We start from the raw sequence: 15,255 nt of genomic DNA on the forward strand, positions 1-15,255 counted from the left end.
CAACAAAATCGGAATTATGAATCATAAAATAGTAATCGTAATAGGAAATGGAATGGTTGGACACAAGTTTTGCGAAAAATTAGCCACTAAATCCGATAATTTTAAAATTATTGTATTTGGAGAAGAACCAAGAAGAGCATACGACAGAGTTCATTTAAGCGAATACTTTAACGGAAAAAGTGCAGAAGACCTTTCTTTATCTCATAAAAATTGGTACAACGAACAAAACATCACACTTCATCTTGGCGACCCGGTAAAAGAAATTGACAGAGAAAGCAAAACCATCCATTCAAATAAAGGGCTTATTTTAAATTACGACTATCTGGTTCTGGCAACAGGCTCATCGGCTTTTGTACCTGATATCCCTGGTGTTGATAAAGAAGGGGTTTTTGTTTATCGCACCATCGAAGATCTTGAGCTCATTAAAAACTATGCCTTAAATGTAAAAACAGGCTCCGTATTAGGCGGAGGCTTACTGGGCTTAGAAGCCGCTAAAGCATTAATAGATTTAAATCTTGCCGAAACAAATGTAATTGAATTTGCGCCAAGGCTAATGCCCAGGCAGATAGATAGTGCTGCAAGTCAAATGCTACAAACTAAACTTAACGCATTAGGATTATCCATATACACAAACAAAGGTACGAGCAGCATAGAAGGCGAAAACCGTATTGAATCTCTAAAATTTAATGACGGAAGTGAATTAAAAACGGACATACTTGTAATTTCTGCCGGAATACGCCCCAGGGATGAACTAGCCAAACTATGCGGAATTGAAGTAGGCACCAGAGGTGGAATTCTGGTAAATGAAACTATGCAAACCAGTGACCCATCTGTTTTTGCAATTGGAGAATGTGCTTTATTTAACCACAACATTTATGGATTGATTGCTCCAGGATACGAAATGGCCGAAGTAGTAGCAACTAATCTATGCGAAGGCAGCAAAATATTCAACGGATTCGATATGAGCACCAAGCTTAAACTTATTGGTGTAGATGTAGCAAGTTTCGGAGATCCATTTATTACAGAACCAGACTCAAGAAGTATTCTATTTGAAGACACCCATAAGGGGATTTACAAACGCATCAACATCAGCAACGATGGGAAATATTTACTTGGAGGTATATTAATTGGCGAAGCAGAGGCTTACAATATGTTACTGCAAACTGTAAACAACAAAATTACGCTCCCTCCTAACCCAGAAGATCTGATATTAGGATCGCGTGGCGGCAGCTCACAAACTGAGAACGCTGGGTTAGCCGGACTTCCAGATGATGCGTTGATCTGTAGCTGTGAAGGCGTATCAAAAGGAACCATTTGCAATTCTGTCTCTTCAGAGGGATGCGAATCGGTAGATGCAATCAAAAAATGCACTAAAGCCGGTACAGGATGCGGAGGATGTATACCAATGGTAAAAGATTTGATGCTGCACACCATGAAAGAAAACGGCAAGTACGTTAGAAATGTAGTATGTGAACACTTCCAACTGAGCAGACAAGAATTATATGATCTTATAAAAATACACAACCTTAAAAATTACGAGCAAGTACTGGACAACGTAGGCAAAGGCGATGGCTGCGAAGTATGCAAACCGCTGGTATCATCACTTCTTGCAAGTATCTGGAATGATATGATTCTTAAAAGAGGTAATGATACCGCCCAGGACAGTAATGACAGGTTTTTGGCAAATATTCAAAAAGGAGGAACCTACTCAGTAGTTCCAAGAATTCCGGGAGGAGAAATCAAACCGGATAAACTTGTAATCATTGGAGAGGTTGCTGAAAAGTATGGCTTGTATACAAAAATCACCGGCGGACAACGCATAGATATGTTCGGAGCCCATTTAAGTGACCTGCCATTAATATGGGAAGAACTAATTGCTGCCGGCTTCGAGAGCGGACATGCTTATGGAAAAGCATTACGAACAGTTAAAAGTTGTGTTGGCAGCACATGGTGCCGCTTTGGTTTGCATGATAGTGTGAGTTATGCCATCAGAATAGAAGAACGTTACAGAGGCTTAAGGGCTCCACATAAACTAAAATCTGCCGTTAGCGGATGTATTCGTGAATGCGCAGAAGCACAAAGTAAAGATTTTGGAATCATAGCAACCGAAAAGGGATGGAACTTGTATGTATGTGGTAATGGCGGCAGCAAACCTCAGCACGCACTCCTTCTGGCTTCCGATGTAGACAGTGATACATGCATCAAATACATCGATAGATTCTTAATGTTTTATATCCGCACTGCCGATCCATTAACACGAACTGCTCCATGGCTAAACAAAATGGAGGGTGGAATTGAATACCTGAGAAATGTAGTTGTAAACGATAGCCTGGGAATGGCAGAACAATGGGAAATTGAAATGCAAAACATTGTAAATAGCTATCAATGTGAATGGAAAACAGCAATTGAGGATCCTGAAATAAGAAAAAGGTTCAATCATTTTGTGAATGCACCGGAAGAGAAAGATCCAAGTATAAAATTTGACGAAATGCGCGGCCAGAAAAAGGCAGCGAATTGGACAACAGCATAACTTAAAATAAACAAACCTATTTATACACTAACAAAACAGAAATCATGATAGAAACAACAACAAACTGGTTTGAAGCATGTCGCGTTGAAGACGCAGTACAAAACGGAGGAGTATGTGTTAAATGCGGCGAGGAACAAATTGCCTTATTTTATTTTACCCGCAGAAATGAATGGTATGCCACACAAAACCTATGCCCACACCGCAGGCAGATGGCACTTAGCCGTGGCATGATCGGCTCTGTGGGTGAAGACCCTAAAATTGCTTGTCCCTTTCATAAAAAGACATTTTCACTTTCTACAGGAGAGTGTTTAAGTGGAGATGAATGCGCCATACAAACCTACCCAGTTAAGGTTGAAGATGGATTAGTATACATCGGCTTACAAAATTAAACATAAAAAACCCCATCAGAAGGTCGGATTTCTGACGGGGTAAAATAGTCTCATTGATTAAATAAAACTTATCAAATGTATCAAAAAGTATTTATTCTTTCTATCAGTGCAGCACCTTCATGAAATTAATTTCCGTAAACCTTTAACCACCACAACATCAAACAAATTCCGGAACCTAAATCTCATGAATTATGACTGAAGAACTTAAACCACTAAAAAAACTTAATATATTTTCAACGAAAGGCATTCAAATGAAAACCTTTCATATTACCTGGATAACCTTCTTTTTCTGCTTTTTTGGATGGTTTGGTGTAGCCCCCCTCATGCCGCTGATAAGAGAACAGCTACACTTAAGTAAAGATCAGATCGGCAATATTATTATCGCCTCAGTTTCTGCAACAATTATTGCCAGACTAATTATTGGTAAGCTATGCGATACCCTTGGACCAAGGTTATCTTACACAATTCTACTTGCTCTTGGTTCAATACCCGTTATGTGTATAGGATTAAGTAACAGCTACGAAAGTTTTCTTTTATTCCGCTTCGTCATCGGAATTATTGGTGCTTCTTTCGTAATCACCCAATTCCACACCTCAATGATGTTTGCCCCAAATGTAATAGGAACCGCTAATGCCGTTACAGGCGGTTGGGGAAATCTTGGTGGTGGAGTAACAAACCTGATAATGCCACTTATCGCCGCAGGTTTTGCCGGCCTGGGCTTTGTAAGTCAAGCAAACTCATGGAGGGTTGCCATGATAGTTCCTGGTGTAATTTTATTAATTATGGCTTTTGTTTATTATAGGTATACAAAAGACACGCCCGCCGGAAACTTTAATGATTTACAGGTCATTAAGGTCAAAAAAGCTCAAAAGGGCTCTTTTATGGCTGCATTAAAAGATTACAGAACATGGGTGCTGGCATTAGCTTACGCCGCATGCTTTGGAATAGAGATAACCGTTGATAATGTTGCTGCAACCTTTTTTACAGACCAGTTCGGTGCATCAATGATTATGGCAGGTGCCATGGCAAGCATATTTGGAGGTATGAACATTTTTGCAAGAGCGCTAGGCGGCTTTGTTAGTGATAAAGTTGGAAAATCTTATGGCCTAAGAGGAAAAGGAATACTATTAGGGGCATTGTTAGTCTTGGAAGGGATTGGGATTAGCTTATTTGCCCAATCACAAACTCTTGGTTTAGCTATAGCAGCAATGCTTTTATTTGCCCTATTTCTAAAAATGGCTAATGGTGGTACTTATGGTATTGTTCCTTTCATTAATAAAGACGCAATTGGTTCCGTAAGTGGTATTGTTGGGGCAGGCGGAAATATAGGCGCCATGCTGGTAGGCTTCCTTTTTAAATCGGAGCACCTCACCTACGCTGATGCATTTCACTATATAGGGATTGGAGTAGCAGTAATTGGTCTGCTGGTATTTATTACTCGATTTCAGTTAAAAAGATCCGAAAATACGGAAACAGTAAAACAAGAGTTCCAACAGGCTTAATTCTACCTAACAGAAAACATGTATGTCTGGAGATAAGAACAAGATTTTTAAAAGCACCTGCTGCTATTGTGGTGTTGGCTGTGGCGTAAACGTTACTTTAGAAAAAAACAAGACCATTACGGTACAGGGCGACAAAGATCATCCGGTAAACCATGGGATGCTTTGCAGTAAAGGTCTTAACCTCCAGTACACTGTAAACGACAAAAGTGATCGTCTGCTCTATCCTCAGATGAGGTATAATAAAAATATGCCCTTGCAAAGGGTAAGCTGGAATGATGCACTGAATCGGACAGCAGCTGTTTTTAAGACTTTTATCGATAAATACGGTCCTGATTCTGTTGCTTTTTATGCATCCGGCCAATGCCTTACCGAAGAATACTATGTTATCAATAAATTAATTAAAGGTTTCATAGGCAGTAACAATATCGACACCAATTCTCGTCTTTGCATGAGCAGTGCTGTTACTGCTTATAAAATGGCTTTAGGTGAAGATAGTGTTCCGGTGTGTTATGACGATATTGAACTGGCCGACTGCTTTTTCGTTACCGGAGCTAACCCGGCATGGTGCCACCCAATACTTTGGCGCAGAGTAGAGGCTCATAAACTTGCAAATCCAAACACTAAAATTATTGTAGCAGACCCACGAGTGACTGACTCTTGTGGTCTTGCTGATCTTCACTTGCAAATCAATCCTGGAACTGATGTAACGCTTAATCATGCAATAGGCCGGGTGCTTATTGAAACAGGTAATGTAGACAGTGATTTTATAACGAATCACACAGAGGGTTTTGCCGATTACAAGCAGAAGGTATTGGAAAGAACTTTAGAAGAATCAGCCAAAATCTGCGGCGTCACTGTCTCTGAAATACAACTTGCGGCAACATATATTGGAGATGCCAGGGGTTTTTTAACGATGTGGACAATGGGGCTTAACCAAAGTTCAATTGGTGTAAACAAGAATCTGAGCCTGATTAACCTGAATCTCATTACAGGTCACATTGGAAAGCCAGGTTCTGGCCCATTCTCACTTACCGGACAACCAAATGCGATGGGTGGCCGCGAAGTAGGTGGACTAGCAAACCTCCTTCCTGCACATCGCGATCTATCGAATGAACTACACCGTCAGGAAGTACAAAAATTCTGGGGAGGAACAACAATTTCTGGCAAAACAGGGCTTACCGCTACAGAAATGTTTGAAGCCCTGCACGATGGTCGGCTTAAAGCAATCTGGATACTTTGCACAAATCCATTAACAAGTTTACCCAATGCTCGATTTGCTGAAGAAGCTTTAAAAAGAGCAAAATTTGTGGTAATACAGGAAATTACAGATAAGGCAGAAACACTTGCTTATGCCGATGTTATTTTACCCGCAGCAGCCTGGACAGAAAAAGAAGGCACCATGACCAATTCCGAAAGAAGGATAAGTCACCTGAATAAAATTATCGATGCACCTGGAGAAGCACTTCCTGATGCAGAGATCATCTGCCGTTTTGCAAAAAAAATGGGCTATAATGGTTTTGAATACAATAGCATGGAGGATATCTATAAAGAACATGCAAAACTCACCTATAGAACCAGCATTAATATACACGGGTTAGATTATAAACAAATCGACAAAAGCAATACTCTGCAATGGCCCTTCAACAAAAGAACTGAGAGCGGTACAAAACGGCTGTTTACAAATCATTCTTTTCATACAGGTTCAAAGAAGGCAATTATACACAGCCCCTCCGATCAGCTAAACAGCGAACTTCCTGACGAGGATTTTCCATTTATCCTAACCACAGGCAGAGTTCGTGATCACTGGCACACCATGTCAAAAACAGGCAAAGTGAGCAAGCTTAAACAGCATATTAAAGATGCTTTTATGGAAATCAATCCTGCAGATGCAGAATTCTTGTCTATAGAAGATAATCAGGTTATTGTTGTGCGATCCAGACGAGGCGAAGTGCAGGTTAAAGCAAAGCTATCCGTTTCCATAAAGCGAGGCGTGGTATTTCTTCCTATGCATTGGGGAAAAATATTGGGTAGCGACTTAAACAGAGCCAACAACGTTACCAGTACTATATTAGATCCCCTCTCCAAAGAACCTGATTTTAAATATTGTGCAGTAAATATTGAGAAGTTCCAAAAACATTTCCAAAAGATAGTAATTATAGGTGCTGGTGCCGGCGCTTATGGCTTTGTTAAATCTTACAGGGAAATCAACAAGGAAGACCAAATCACAATCTTCAGCAAAGAGAATTTTCCATTTTACAATCGCGTAATGCTCCCTGATTACATAAGCGGAGAACAAAAATGGGAACAATTGGTGAAAATGAATGATGAGGAAGAACCTGAATACAATATCAGACTGTTAAGAGGCATCAGCGTAGAAAAAGTAAACAGAGAACAGAAGTATGTAATAGATTCAACCGGCAAAAGAACTTCGTATGATGTACTTGTTATGGCTACCGGAAGTCGCTCTACCCTTCCCAAAAACGCGCCTTCCTTACCTGGCATATTCACCATGCGTAGCCGTACAGATGCGGACAATTTCAAAAAACATATTCCTAAAAACGCTCATGTTGTAGTTGTCGGTGGCGGTCTGCTCGGGTTGGAAATGGCCGCATCACTACGTGAAATAGGCGTAAAAATAACCATCATTCATAGGGTATCCAGATTTCTGAATAGACAGTTGGATCCGCTGGGAAGCCAGATGCTACATGAGGAAATGGTAGATCAGGGCTGTGATATTTATTACAATGATGAAGTACAGCTTTACTATGGTCGCTCCAAACTAACAGGTATCGAACTAAAAAGTGGCCGCAGGATAAATTGTGACGCAATTATACTGGCTATTGGTACTACTCCCAATATTGAACTGGCAAAAGAAACAGGATTAGATTGTAAACGTGGTGTACTTGTAAACGAGCGTTTACAAACTAACGACCCTTCCATTTATGCTATAGGTGAGATTGCTGAGTTTGAGGGCACACTATATGGAATAACCGCCGCTGCAGAGCAACAAGCAGAGGTAGTTGCCAAATTTCACAACGGAGACATCAGCAGCTATTATAAAGGTAGTCTCTTCATGAACATTATAAAGATTCATGGATTTGACCTTTGTAGTATTGGGCTATCAGAATGCCCTGATGATCAAAACTATGAAGAGATTGTTTTTATCGATAAGGCAAAGCGCTATTATAAAAAATGCATCATCCACCAGGACAGACTTGTTGGAACTATCCTAATTGGAGATAAAACCGAATTCCTTGAGTTCAGAGAACTAATAGCCAATAAAATAGAATTAAGTGATAAAAGATTACAACTGCTCAGAAGTGGTAAAAAAACAGAACCGGTATCGGGTAAACTGGTATGCAGCTGCAACAATGTTGGAGCAGGAAACATCCTCAAAAAAATAACCTCAGGGTGTTCCGATTTTAAGGAATTATGTGAATCAACAGGAGCAGGAATGGGTTGTGGTTCTTGTAAACCAGAGGTTAAGCTTATCCTTCAGGAAGCTTTAAAGGAAGAATTATTAGAAAAAACAAACTGATATGGAAAATAAGGAAGTAAGAAAACATCAGATTAAAGTAAACCTCCCGGGAGGCATTGTCTCTATTGGTGATCTTTTACAAATCCTCAACATTCTCGAAGAATCAGCAATAGAAAACGTAAGATTTGGTACCAGACAGCAACTTTATTTTTCTGTTGATGAAGATAAATTAGAGGACATTGAGCATGGCTTTTTTATATCCGACACTGACTTTGAAATAGATGCAGATAAACAGCCAAACATCATTAGTTCTTATGTAACAGAAGATATATTTAACAATTCGAACTGGCTCCGTGAAGGAGTTTACAGAGACGTCTTAGACGCTTTTAACTACACTCCAAGATTAAAAATCAATCTGGCAGACAACAGTCAGACCTTAATTCCCTTTTTCACAGGGAATTTAAACTTCATATCTTCAGAGATTGGCAATTATTGGTATTTATATATACGTTTTCCCAGAACTAATATCATTTACTGCTGGTCATCTTTAATTTACTCTGAGGACATTGGCACCCTTAGTAAATTGATTGAAGACGCAATATTCAGCAATAAAAATTTGTTTTATGATCAAATTAACATTGACGGGCAGGTATTGGAAAATAAGGTAAAACTAGCCGGAAACGTTTTTCACCAACCCCCCTCTGCCCCGTTAAAGTTACCGGACTTTCAGTTACCATACTATGAGGGATTCAATAAATACAACGACAAATATTGGCTAGGAATTTACCGTAGGAACGAATTGTTTTCAGTTTCATTTCTTAAAGATCTTTGTGCTATTTGCGCAAAAACCCGCATTGGCCAGCTATATACTACTCCATGGAAATCAATTATCATAAAAGGTGTAGAAACAGGCGACAAAAAACTCTGGAATGCCGTACTGGACAAGAATCGTATAAATGTACGCCACGCATCTAATGAACTAAATTGGCAAAGCGAGGATCTCTGTGAATATGGGCTTAACCTTAAGCGTGAGCTCATTACCGAGTTCAACAAAGTAGACTTAAGAACTTTTAAACTTTGTTTTGCAATTAAGACCAATCCAAAAAGCGGCTTGTTTGGTTCGGTAATTATAAGAAAATGCGCTAATAATGACTTAGAGAATGAATGCAAATTCGACATTCTTCATACCACTGATTTTAATCCCAATTCAAAGAATTTCACGCTTTATAAAGACAACATTGACAGGACATCATTAGCTGAAGAATTGGTACAACTTTGCGACAATTATTATGAGCTTCAAACTTTATCAGAAAGTGTTTCTGCCGACAATTACTACGAAACAGAATTAGCTACAGAAATTGAGCATGTAATTGTGCACCAGTGCAATCACTGTTTAACTATATATGATGAGACATGGGGAGACGAGCAAAATGGAATATTGCCTGGAACTAGTTTCTCAGACCTAAAAGAGAATTACAGCTGCGCAGTCTGCGGAGCGCTTAAATCAGATATTATTCCGATTCAAAAAGAGTCAATACTAACCGCTTAGGATTTCAATGCCCAGAATAATTAAAAATTAATACCGCCAACTATTACGAGCAAAACAAACAGTTAAGGTTTCACATTTAAATTATCATTTCATGAAAACACAATTACAACTTGCCATTTATGGCGGACTGGCACTTTGCATGCTAAATTTTAAGGGAAAAGCTCAAGCAACACAAATTAAACCTACCCTATTTGAGGGAGTAGTGGTATTAAGTTACATTGATCATGGAGCAGCAATAAACTGTACAGGCCCCGCAATTAAATACACCAGCAAACCTTTTAGCTTACTAATAGGTTTGCTTCCCAGTTTAAAAATCAAAGAAGACAAATCAGCTGGAAATGCGCCCAAAAATGCAATTATCATACCTTCTTTAGGCTGTGGTGTAACGGCAATTTATAAACACATCGCTTTGCAGATGCCGATGCTTTATACAGCAAAAACAAGTACTAAAGATGGAAAGTGGAATGTTGGAGTGGGCTTAGGGTATAAATTTTAAAGTACAAGGATTATGCAATAAGTGTTAATGCTTTTAAACCCCTGGAATCTTTAACACTTATTGCTTTTCCCGTTATCGAAATCAAATCCTCTCTAACAAGCTCATTCATCATTCGAAAAACCGTTTCATATGTGGTTCCAGTAAAAGCAGCAAGATCCTGCCTGCTCAACTCTATATCAATATGTCCTCTATCATTCACACCAAATTGATCTTTAAGTTGGAGAATAGATAAAGCCAAACGCCCTTTAACAGACATGTGTGCCAGATTCCGCATTCTACGTTCCGATTCCTGCAGTTCATCAGCGTAAAACATCATCAATTGAAAAGTAAGGTCTGAATTTATCTTAAGGGTCGACATAAAGAAATCTAAATCAATAAAACATACCGATGTAGCCTCAAGCGCAGTGGCAGATATAGGAAAAATGGCACTTTTGGTACTTAGACCGCGATGACCAATAATTGCACCATTATTGGCAAAACGAACTATTAGCTCCTTATCTCCCCAGGTTTTGTGTATTTTAACTTTGCCTTTATTAACGAAATAAATACCATTAACCGGATCTCCTTCTTTAATTATCACCTCCCCTTTTTTCATCAAAAAGTTCTTCCGATGATTCTCAATAGGTAATTTCCATTCCTTTAAAACCAATCTGCACATTAAGCAGCTTTGCAGATCACATGCCTTTGTATTTTTCTTCATAAGGTCTTTAGCTAAAAGGATTTCCTCTTAGCTAACAAAGAAACAATAAATCAATTAAATTTAGACATCCGATTTCAAAAATCAGGACCCACATATGGCATAATAGTGCAATAATCGCAATTCCATTCAGGTATAATTTTTATATCAAAGCATTAGGGCTATCTTTGAACCAATGTATCTCTTTAAGCAATTTTATAAAACAATAAGTATTCAGCTTGCAACATTATTGCGAACTGCTATTGCTATGTTTTTACGCTTTCTTTCCTTACAGTACGGTTTAGGAGATTCGTTTCTTAAAAGCAGTAAAGACTTTATTAAATAAACCCCTCCCTTTTCTTAGGGTCAGGGGTCCAGATATTTAATTCTTTCCTTTCACCTTCTTGCTTTTCCAAAATGAAATTAATAAGCGCTAAATGCTTTTTTAGGGCCATTCATATCATGCTGCTTTTAGCTCTACTGATGGTTTTACTATTGGCTATTTTACTACTTAAGCCACTTCTGGTTTTACTCTCAGCAGGCACTTTTATCTTTTTAATGAGCTGGTACAGCAATAAAGACTTCGATGGCATTGCCTCAGTCGATTAATACTGGCTGAGGCAATTCATAAAAATCAAATTATTCAGTCATTTAATCAATACAAAAAAATATGAATACTGCATTAATAAAAATAAACGAAACACCTATCATGCTATCAACTGGAATTTATGATCTCCTTAAAGATCATTTAAGAAGAAGAAAGTTAAGCAGGTATAACGAAGCAAAACTTGAATTGGAACTAAAACATGCCAAACAGGTTTTAAGAAATGAATTACCCGCTGACGTGGTTACGGTGAACACCAATGTGAAAGTGAGGGAAATGGAATCAGGAAAAGAATTCACCTACAAACTTGTTGCTCCTGCAAAGGCACGAAGAAAACACAATACCCTTTCCATTCTCTCACCAATAGGTGTAGCAATCCTTGGCTATACTCAAGGAGCCATAGTACAATGGGAAATGCCCGACGGAATAAAAAAATATCAAATAAAAGAGGTCACTAAAATAGGGTAACAAAAAACCGGCATCTGATAAAGATGCCGGTTTTTTGTTACCCTATTTCTTATCTAAAGGAGCCATCCCGAACATTAAAACCAAACGGTTGTTCTCATAAAAATTTAATGTTTGCTCAGCAACATCGTATTTAAATGTTTTGTCGCTTATTAGTTTTAAAAATTCATTTTCGAGCTTATTTCTATCTTCATCTATGCAGGCCTTTAAAGTGCTGGCCATTTGTTTAAATGTAAGTTTACCATCGCCTTTCTCGTAAATTCCAAAGAAAGAATTACATCCTGCGAAACCATTAATTCTTCCCTTTTCTTTGTCAAATACTACATAAGCAGTCGATCGCTCCTGAGTAACACCATTCATCTGAATCAGTTTCCATTTGTGTTTAATAACAAAATCCCAATCACCAGCTCTCACTGGCATCTTTTGTTTCTTTAAAACTTTCTTTAGTTTATAAGTATAAATTGATGCATCAGCAGGAACATTGGCCCCTTTAGTACGTGTTACCAGAATTACATAACGATAACCAGGTTTATAATTAAAACCAGAGATATTGCTGTAAAACAGCTCCCAACCTTTACTATTTTTATATTTTACCTGAAAACAAGTTTGTGGTGCTACACCTGTGCAACTTGCACGATCTTCCTTAATTATAAGCTTTATTACATCAGCTGCATTGGCGTAAACTGAAAGGCCCAGTAACATTAAAATAGTTAGTATTAATTTTGGTCTAAAATTATTGGTTATAATTCTTTTCATTTTCTGTGTATTCATATTTATTAAAAAGATGCACGTAACAGATTGTTTCCATAAATATAAGATTTTCTTCTCCCGAGATTGATAAGATTTACTTACTTTAGGTTACACACTTAATGAAACTACTATGAAACGCAAACTCCTGTTTGTGCTTGGCTTGTTGCTATGCCACAGCCTTATTTCCGGCTCACAGACCCTAACAAGTGCACATTTTAGAGTCTCCGATAGAGAAAATGGAATCAGATCTGTAGAACTAACTATTAACAACATGATTATCATTGGTTTAAATTCTAATGGCGACATATCTTATATCGATGAGGCCGAAGGAGCACTTCCGGATTACACAAATAATTCAGAATATACCGATAACGAACATTCTAAATTCATTGCCAATCAGAAAATTGAATATTACGATCGTTTTGACAATGAAAAATCGGGAAAAATAAAATGGATAGGGGGAATCAAAATTGATTACAATGATAATTTTGATATTCATGATCCCAAAGGAAAAATAAAATCCATCGGTAACATTCAAATTAAATACAATAATGCTTTCGATGTCCACGATAAATCTGGGGCAATTAAATCTATAGGTCCCATTCAGATTAAATACAACAATGCTTWTGWYRTTAAYRRTYMSKYCKRAAAGGTTAAGTCAATAGGAAATGTAAAAATCGCCTATTTTAATTCTTTTGATGCAAAAAGGTTATTCGGTAAAATAAAATCGATCAAAGGAAACAGTAAAAAGATTTACGTGACAAAGTAAACAACTCTAATTTATACATTCCTTATTTTGTATCTTTGCCGCAAATGCAAGCCGTTCTATCGCTGCGATTATATCGGAGAGGAAAGTCCGGGCAACACAGAGCATCTCGCTTCCTAACGGGAAGAGGTTTGGGGGTGAACACCCGAATTATGGAAAGTGCCGCAGAAAGTATACCGCCGATGGCTTCTAAGCACAGGTAAGGTTGAAAACGTGAGGTAAGAGCTCACGATTTTTCCGGGCGATCGGAGAACTGGTAAACCCCGGGAGTTGAAAGACCAAATAGGCTAACGCATGTAGGGCTGCTCGTCCGATGTTAGTGGGTAGGTCGTTAGAGATAAATGGCAACATTTATACTGGATTAATGATAGAAAACCTGAGCAATCAGATTACAGAACCCGGCTTACAGGCTTGCATTTTATTTTTTATATGATATATCAGTTTCATAATTTTAAAAAGCACATTATTAAACTGAAAAATAATATATTAGCACTGGATAATAAGAAGATTTAGCATACCCTATGGCAAAATTGTTAATAATTGATGATGAGAGAGCGATAAGAAGTACTTTACGTGAAATCCTGGAATACGAGAACTATGAGGTTGAGGATATTGACAATGGCGTAGATGGATTAGAACTCATCAAAAAGAAAAAATACGACCTTGTACTATGTGACATCAAGATGAATAAAATGGATGGAATGGAGGTGCTAGAACAAGCGCTTGCATACAGCCCGGACCTTCCATTCATTATGATTTCAGGACATGGAACCGTCGAAACCGCAATAGAAGCCAGTAAAAAAGGTGCATTTGATTTCATTTCAAAACCACCAGATCTAAACAGGCTACTGATTACAGTTAGAAACGCACTCGACAGAGGTACTTTAGTTACGGAAACTAAAGTATTAAAAAGAAAAGTTAGCAAAACAAGAGATATTTTAGGTAGTTCAGAGAATATCAACAAAATTAAAGAAACTATTGAGCGTGTTGCCCCTACCGAAGCACGGGTATTAATAACCGGAGCAAATGGTAGTGGTAAAGAATTGGTTGCACGTTGGTTACACGAAAAATCGAATCGCGCTGACAGCCCTCTTATCGAGGTTAACTGCGCTGCTATTCCGTCAGAACTTATAGAGAGCGAACTATTTGGCCACGAAAAAGGCTCATTTACCTCTGCTGTAAAACAGCGTATAGGTAAATTTGAACTTGCCAATGGGGGAACGCTATTTTTAGATGAAATTGGCGACATGAGCCTTTCTGCTCAGGCAAAAGTTTTACGCGCATTACAGGAACACAAAATCACCCGTGTCGGTGGCGAGAAAGAACTTGAAGTTAATGTTCGTGTACTGGCAGCTACCAATAAAAATCTATTAAAAGAAATCGAAGATGGTAATTTCCGCATGGATTTATACCATCGTCTAAACGTTATAAACATCCATGTTCCACATCTAAGTGAGCGCATTGATGATATCCCGGAGATTGCACAAAGCTTCCTTGAAGAAATTTGTAAAGAATACGGTATGCCGGTTAAAAAGATCAGCGATAGCGCCATGACGGCATTACAAAGTCTGCCATGGACAGGTAACGTTAGGGAATTACACAATATGATCGAACGTCTGATTATTTTAAGTGATAAAACCATCACAGATCATGATGTAACTGTATTTGCAAATCCTAGCGGAGGAACAAATATAGGTGCAGCAGGTACTGCGCCAAACGGATCTACCCAGACAGTACCTACCCCGGCCCTGGCTTATGATAAATTCAACAACTTTCAGGATTACAAAGACTATGCTGAAAAAGAATTCATTAAGTTTAAATTGGAAAAGAACAACTGGAATGTATCTAAAACTGCAGATGATATAGATATCCAACGCAGTCATCTATATAGTAAGATCGAGAAATTCGGATTAAAAAGATCCTCAGAATAAAAAAAAGCTCCTGAAAAAATCGAGGGCACTGAAAAAGTCATTTACAAAAATGGGGTAGTTCATAAGTCATGAATTACCCCATTTTCTTTAAGTTGTAAAAAGTTTTTCTAGCTGAAATT

At 38.2% G+C, this 15,255-nt stretch carries 11 protein-coding genes, 1 other RNA gene and 1 pseudogene; 11 read left to right on the forward strand and 2 right to left on the reverse strand.

The annotated features are described in order from the left end of the window. Positions 1-16: 16 nt before the first annotated feature. The 6 genes from nirB (at position 17) to N824_RS15680 (ending at position 9,944) form a co-directional block, all read left to right on the forward strand. Entirely contained in the window at positions 17-2,530 is a 2,514-nt protein-coding gene (gene nirB / locus N824_RS15655) for a nitrite reductase large subunit NirB (protein ID WP_084498355.1), read from the forward strand. A 44-nt stretch (positions 2,531-2,574) separates the two neighbouring features. Then, positions 2,575-2,919 (forward strand): nitrite reductase small subunit NirD, encoded by a 345-nt coding sequence (gene nirD / locus N824_RS15660; protein WP_048906098.1) that lies wholly within the window; start codon positions 2,575-2,577, stop codon positions 2,917-2,919. 191 nt (positions 2,920-3,110) lie between these two features. After that, positions 3,111-4,421, forward strand: coding sequence for a NarK family nitrate/nitrite MFS transporter (locus tag N824_RS15665; protein ID WP_048906099.1), 1,311 nt, complete (start codon positions 3,111-3,113; stop codon positions 4,419-4,421). Between the two features lie 22 nt (positions 4,422-4,443). Further along, a complete protein-coding gene (locus N824_RS15670) occupies positions 4,444-7,959 on the forward strand; it encodes a nitrate reductase (protein WP_048906100.1) in 3,516 nt (1,171 codons plus the stop codon). A 1-nt stretch (position 7,960) separates the two neighbouring features. After that, positions 7,961-9,448, forward strand: coding sequence for a rubredoxin (locus N824_RS15675; RefSeq protein ID WP_084498356.1), 1,488 nt, complete (start codon positions 7,961-7,963; stop codon positions 9,446-9,448). A 91-nt stretch (positions 9,449-9,539) separates the two neighbouring features. After that, positions 9,540-9,944 carry a hypothetical protein gene (locus N824_RS15680; protein ID WP_235207146.1) on the forward strand — a complete coding sequence of 135 codons (405 nt, stop codon included), beginning with the start codon at positions 9,540-9,542 and terminating at the stop codon, positions 9,942-9,944. Between the two features lie 10 nt (positions 9,945-9,954). Here the strand turns inward: N824_RS15680 and N824_RS15685 are convergent, their stop codons facing one another. Continuing rightward, positions 9,955-10,644, reverse strand: coding sequence for a Crp/Fnr family transcriptional regulator (locus N824_RS15685; protein WP_048906101.1), 690 nt, complete (start codon positions 10,642-10,644; stop codon positions 9,955-9,957). Between the two features lie 393 nt (positions 10,645-11,037). Between N824_RS15685 and N824_RS30305 the strand changes: the two genes are divergently transcribed. Next, the gene (locus N824_RS30305; protein WP_152542321.1) at positions 11,038-11,229 is read left to right on the forward strand and encodes a hypothetical protein; all 192 of its coding nucleotides are present in this window, start codon (positions 11,038-11,040) and stop codon (positions 11,227-11,229) included. A 61-nt stretch (positions 11,230-11,290) separates the two neighbouring features. After that, the gene (locus N824_RS15690; RefSeq protein ID WP_048906102.1) at positions 11,291-11,692 is read left to right on the forward strand and encodes a GreA/GreB family elongation factor; all 402 of its coding nucleotides are present in this window, start codon (positions 11,291-11,293) and stop codon (positions 11,690-11,692) included. A gap of 42 nt (positions 11,693-11,734) precedes the next feature. Here N824_RS15690 and N824_RS28060 read toward each other — a convergent pair whose 3' ends face one another. Continuing rightward, a complete protein-coding gene (locus tag N824_RS28060) occupies positions 11,735-12,445 on the reverse strand; it encodes a DUF4377 domain-containing protein (RefSeq protein WP_161662327.1) in 711 nt (236 codons plus the stop codon). Positions 12,446-12,569: 124 nt separating this feature from the next. On the opposite strand from N824_RS28060, the pseudogene N824_RS15700 reads away from it, so the two are divergent. From N824_RS15700 to N824_RS15705, 3 genes and pseudogenes are all read left to right on the forward strand, one after another. Continuing rightward, positions 12,570-13,208, forward strand: a pseudogene (locus N824_RS15700) (hypothetical protein). A gap of 43 nt (positions 13,209-13,251) precedes the next feature. Continuing rightward, an RNA gene (gene rnpB, locus N824_RS28065) (RNase P RNA component class A) lies at positions 13,252-13,627 on the forward strand. Between the two features lie 99 nt (positions 13,628-13,726). Beyond that, the gene (locus N824_RS15705; protein WP_048906104.1) at positions 13,727-15,136 is read left to right on the forward strand and encodes a sigma-54 dependent transcriptional regulator; all 1,410 of its coding nucleotides are present in this window, start codon (positions 13,727-13,729) and stop codon (positions 15,134-15,136) included. The last annotated feature ends 119 nt before the right edge of the window (positions 15,137-15,255 follow it).

This window comes from Pedobacter sp. V48, from assembly GCF_000523515.1.
GTDB lineage: Bacteria > Bacteroidota > Bacteroidia > Sphingobacteriales > Sphingobacteriaceae > Pedobacter.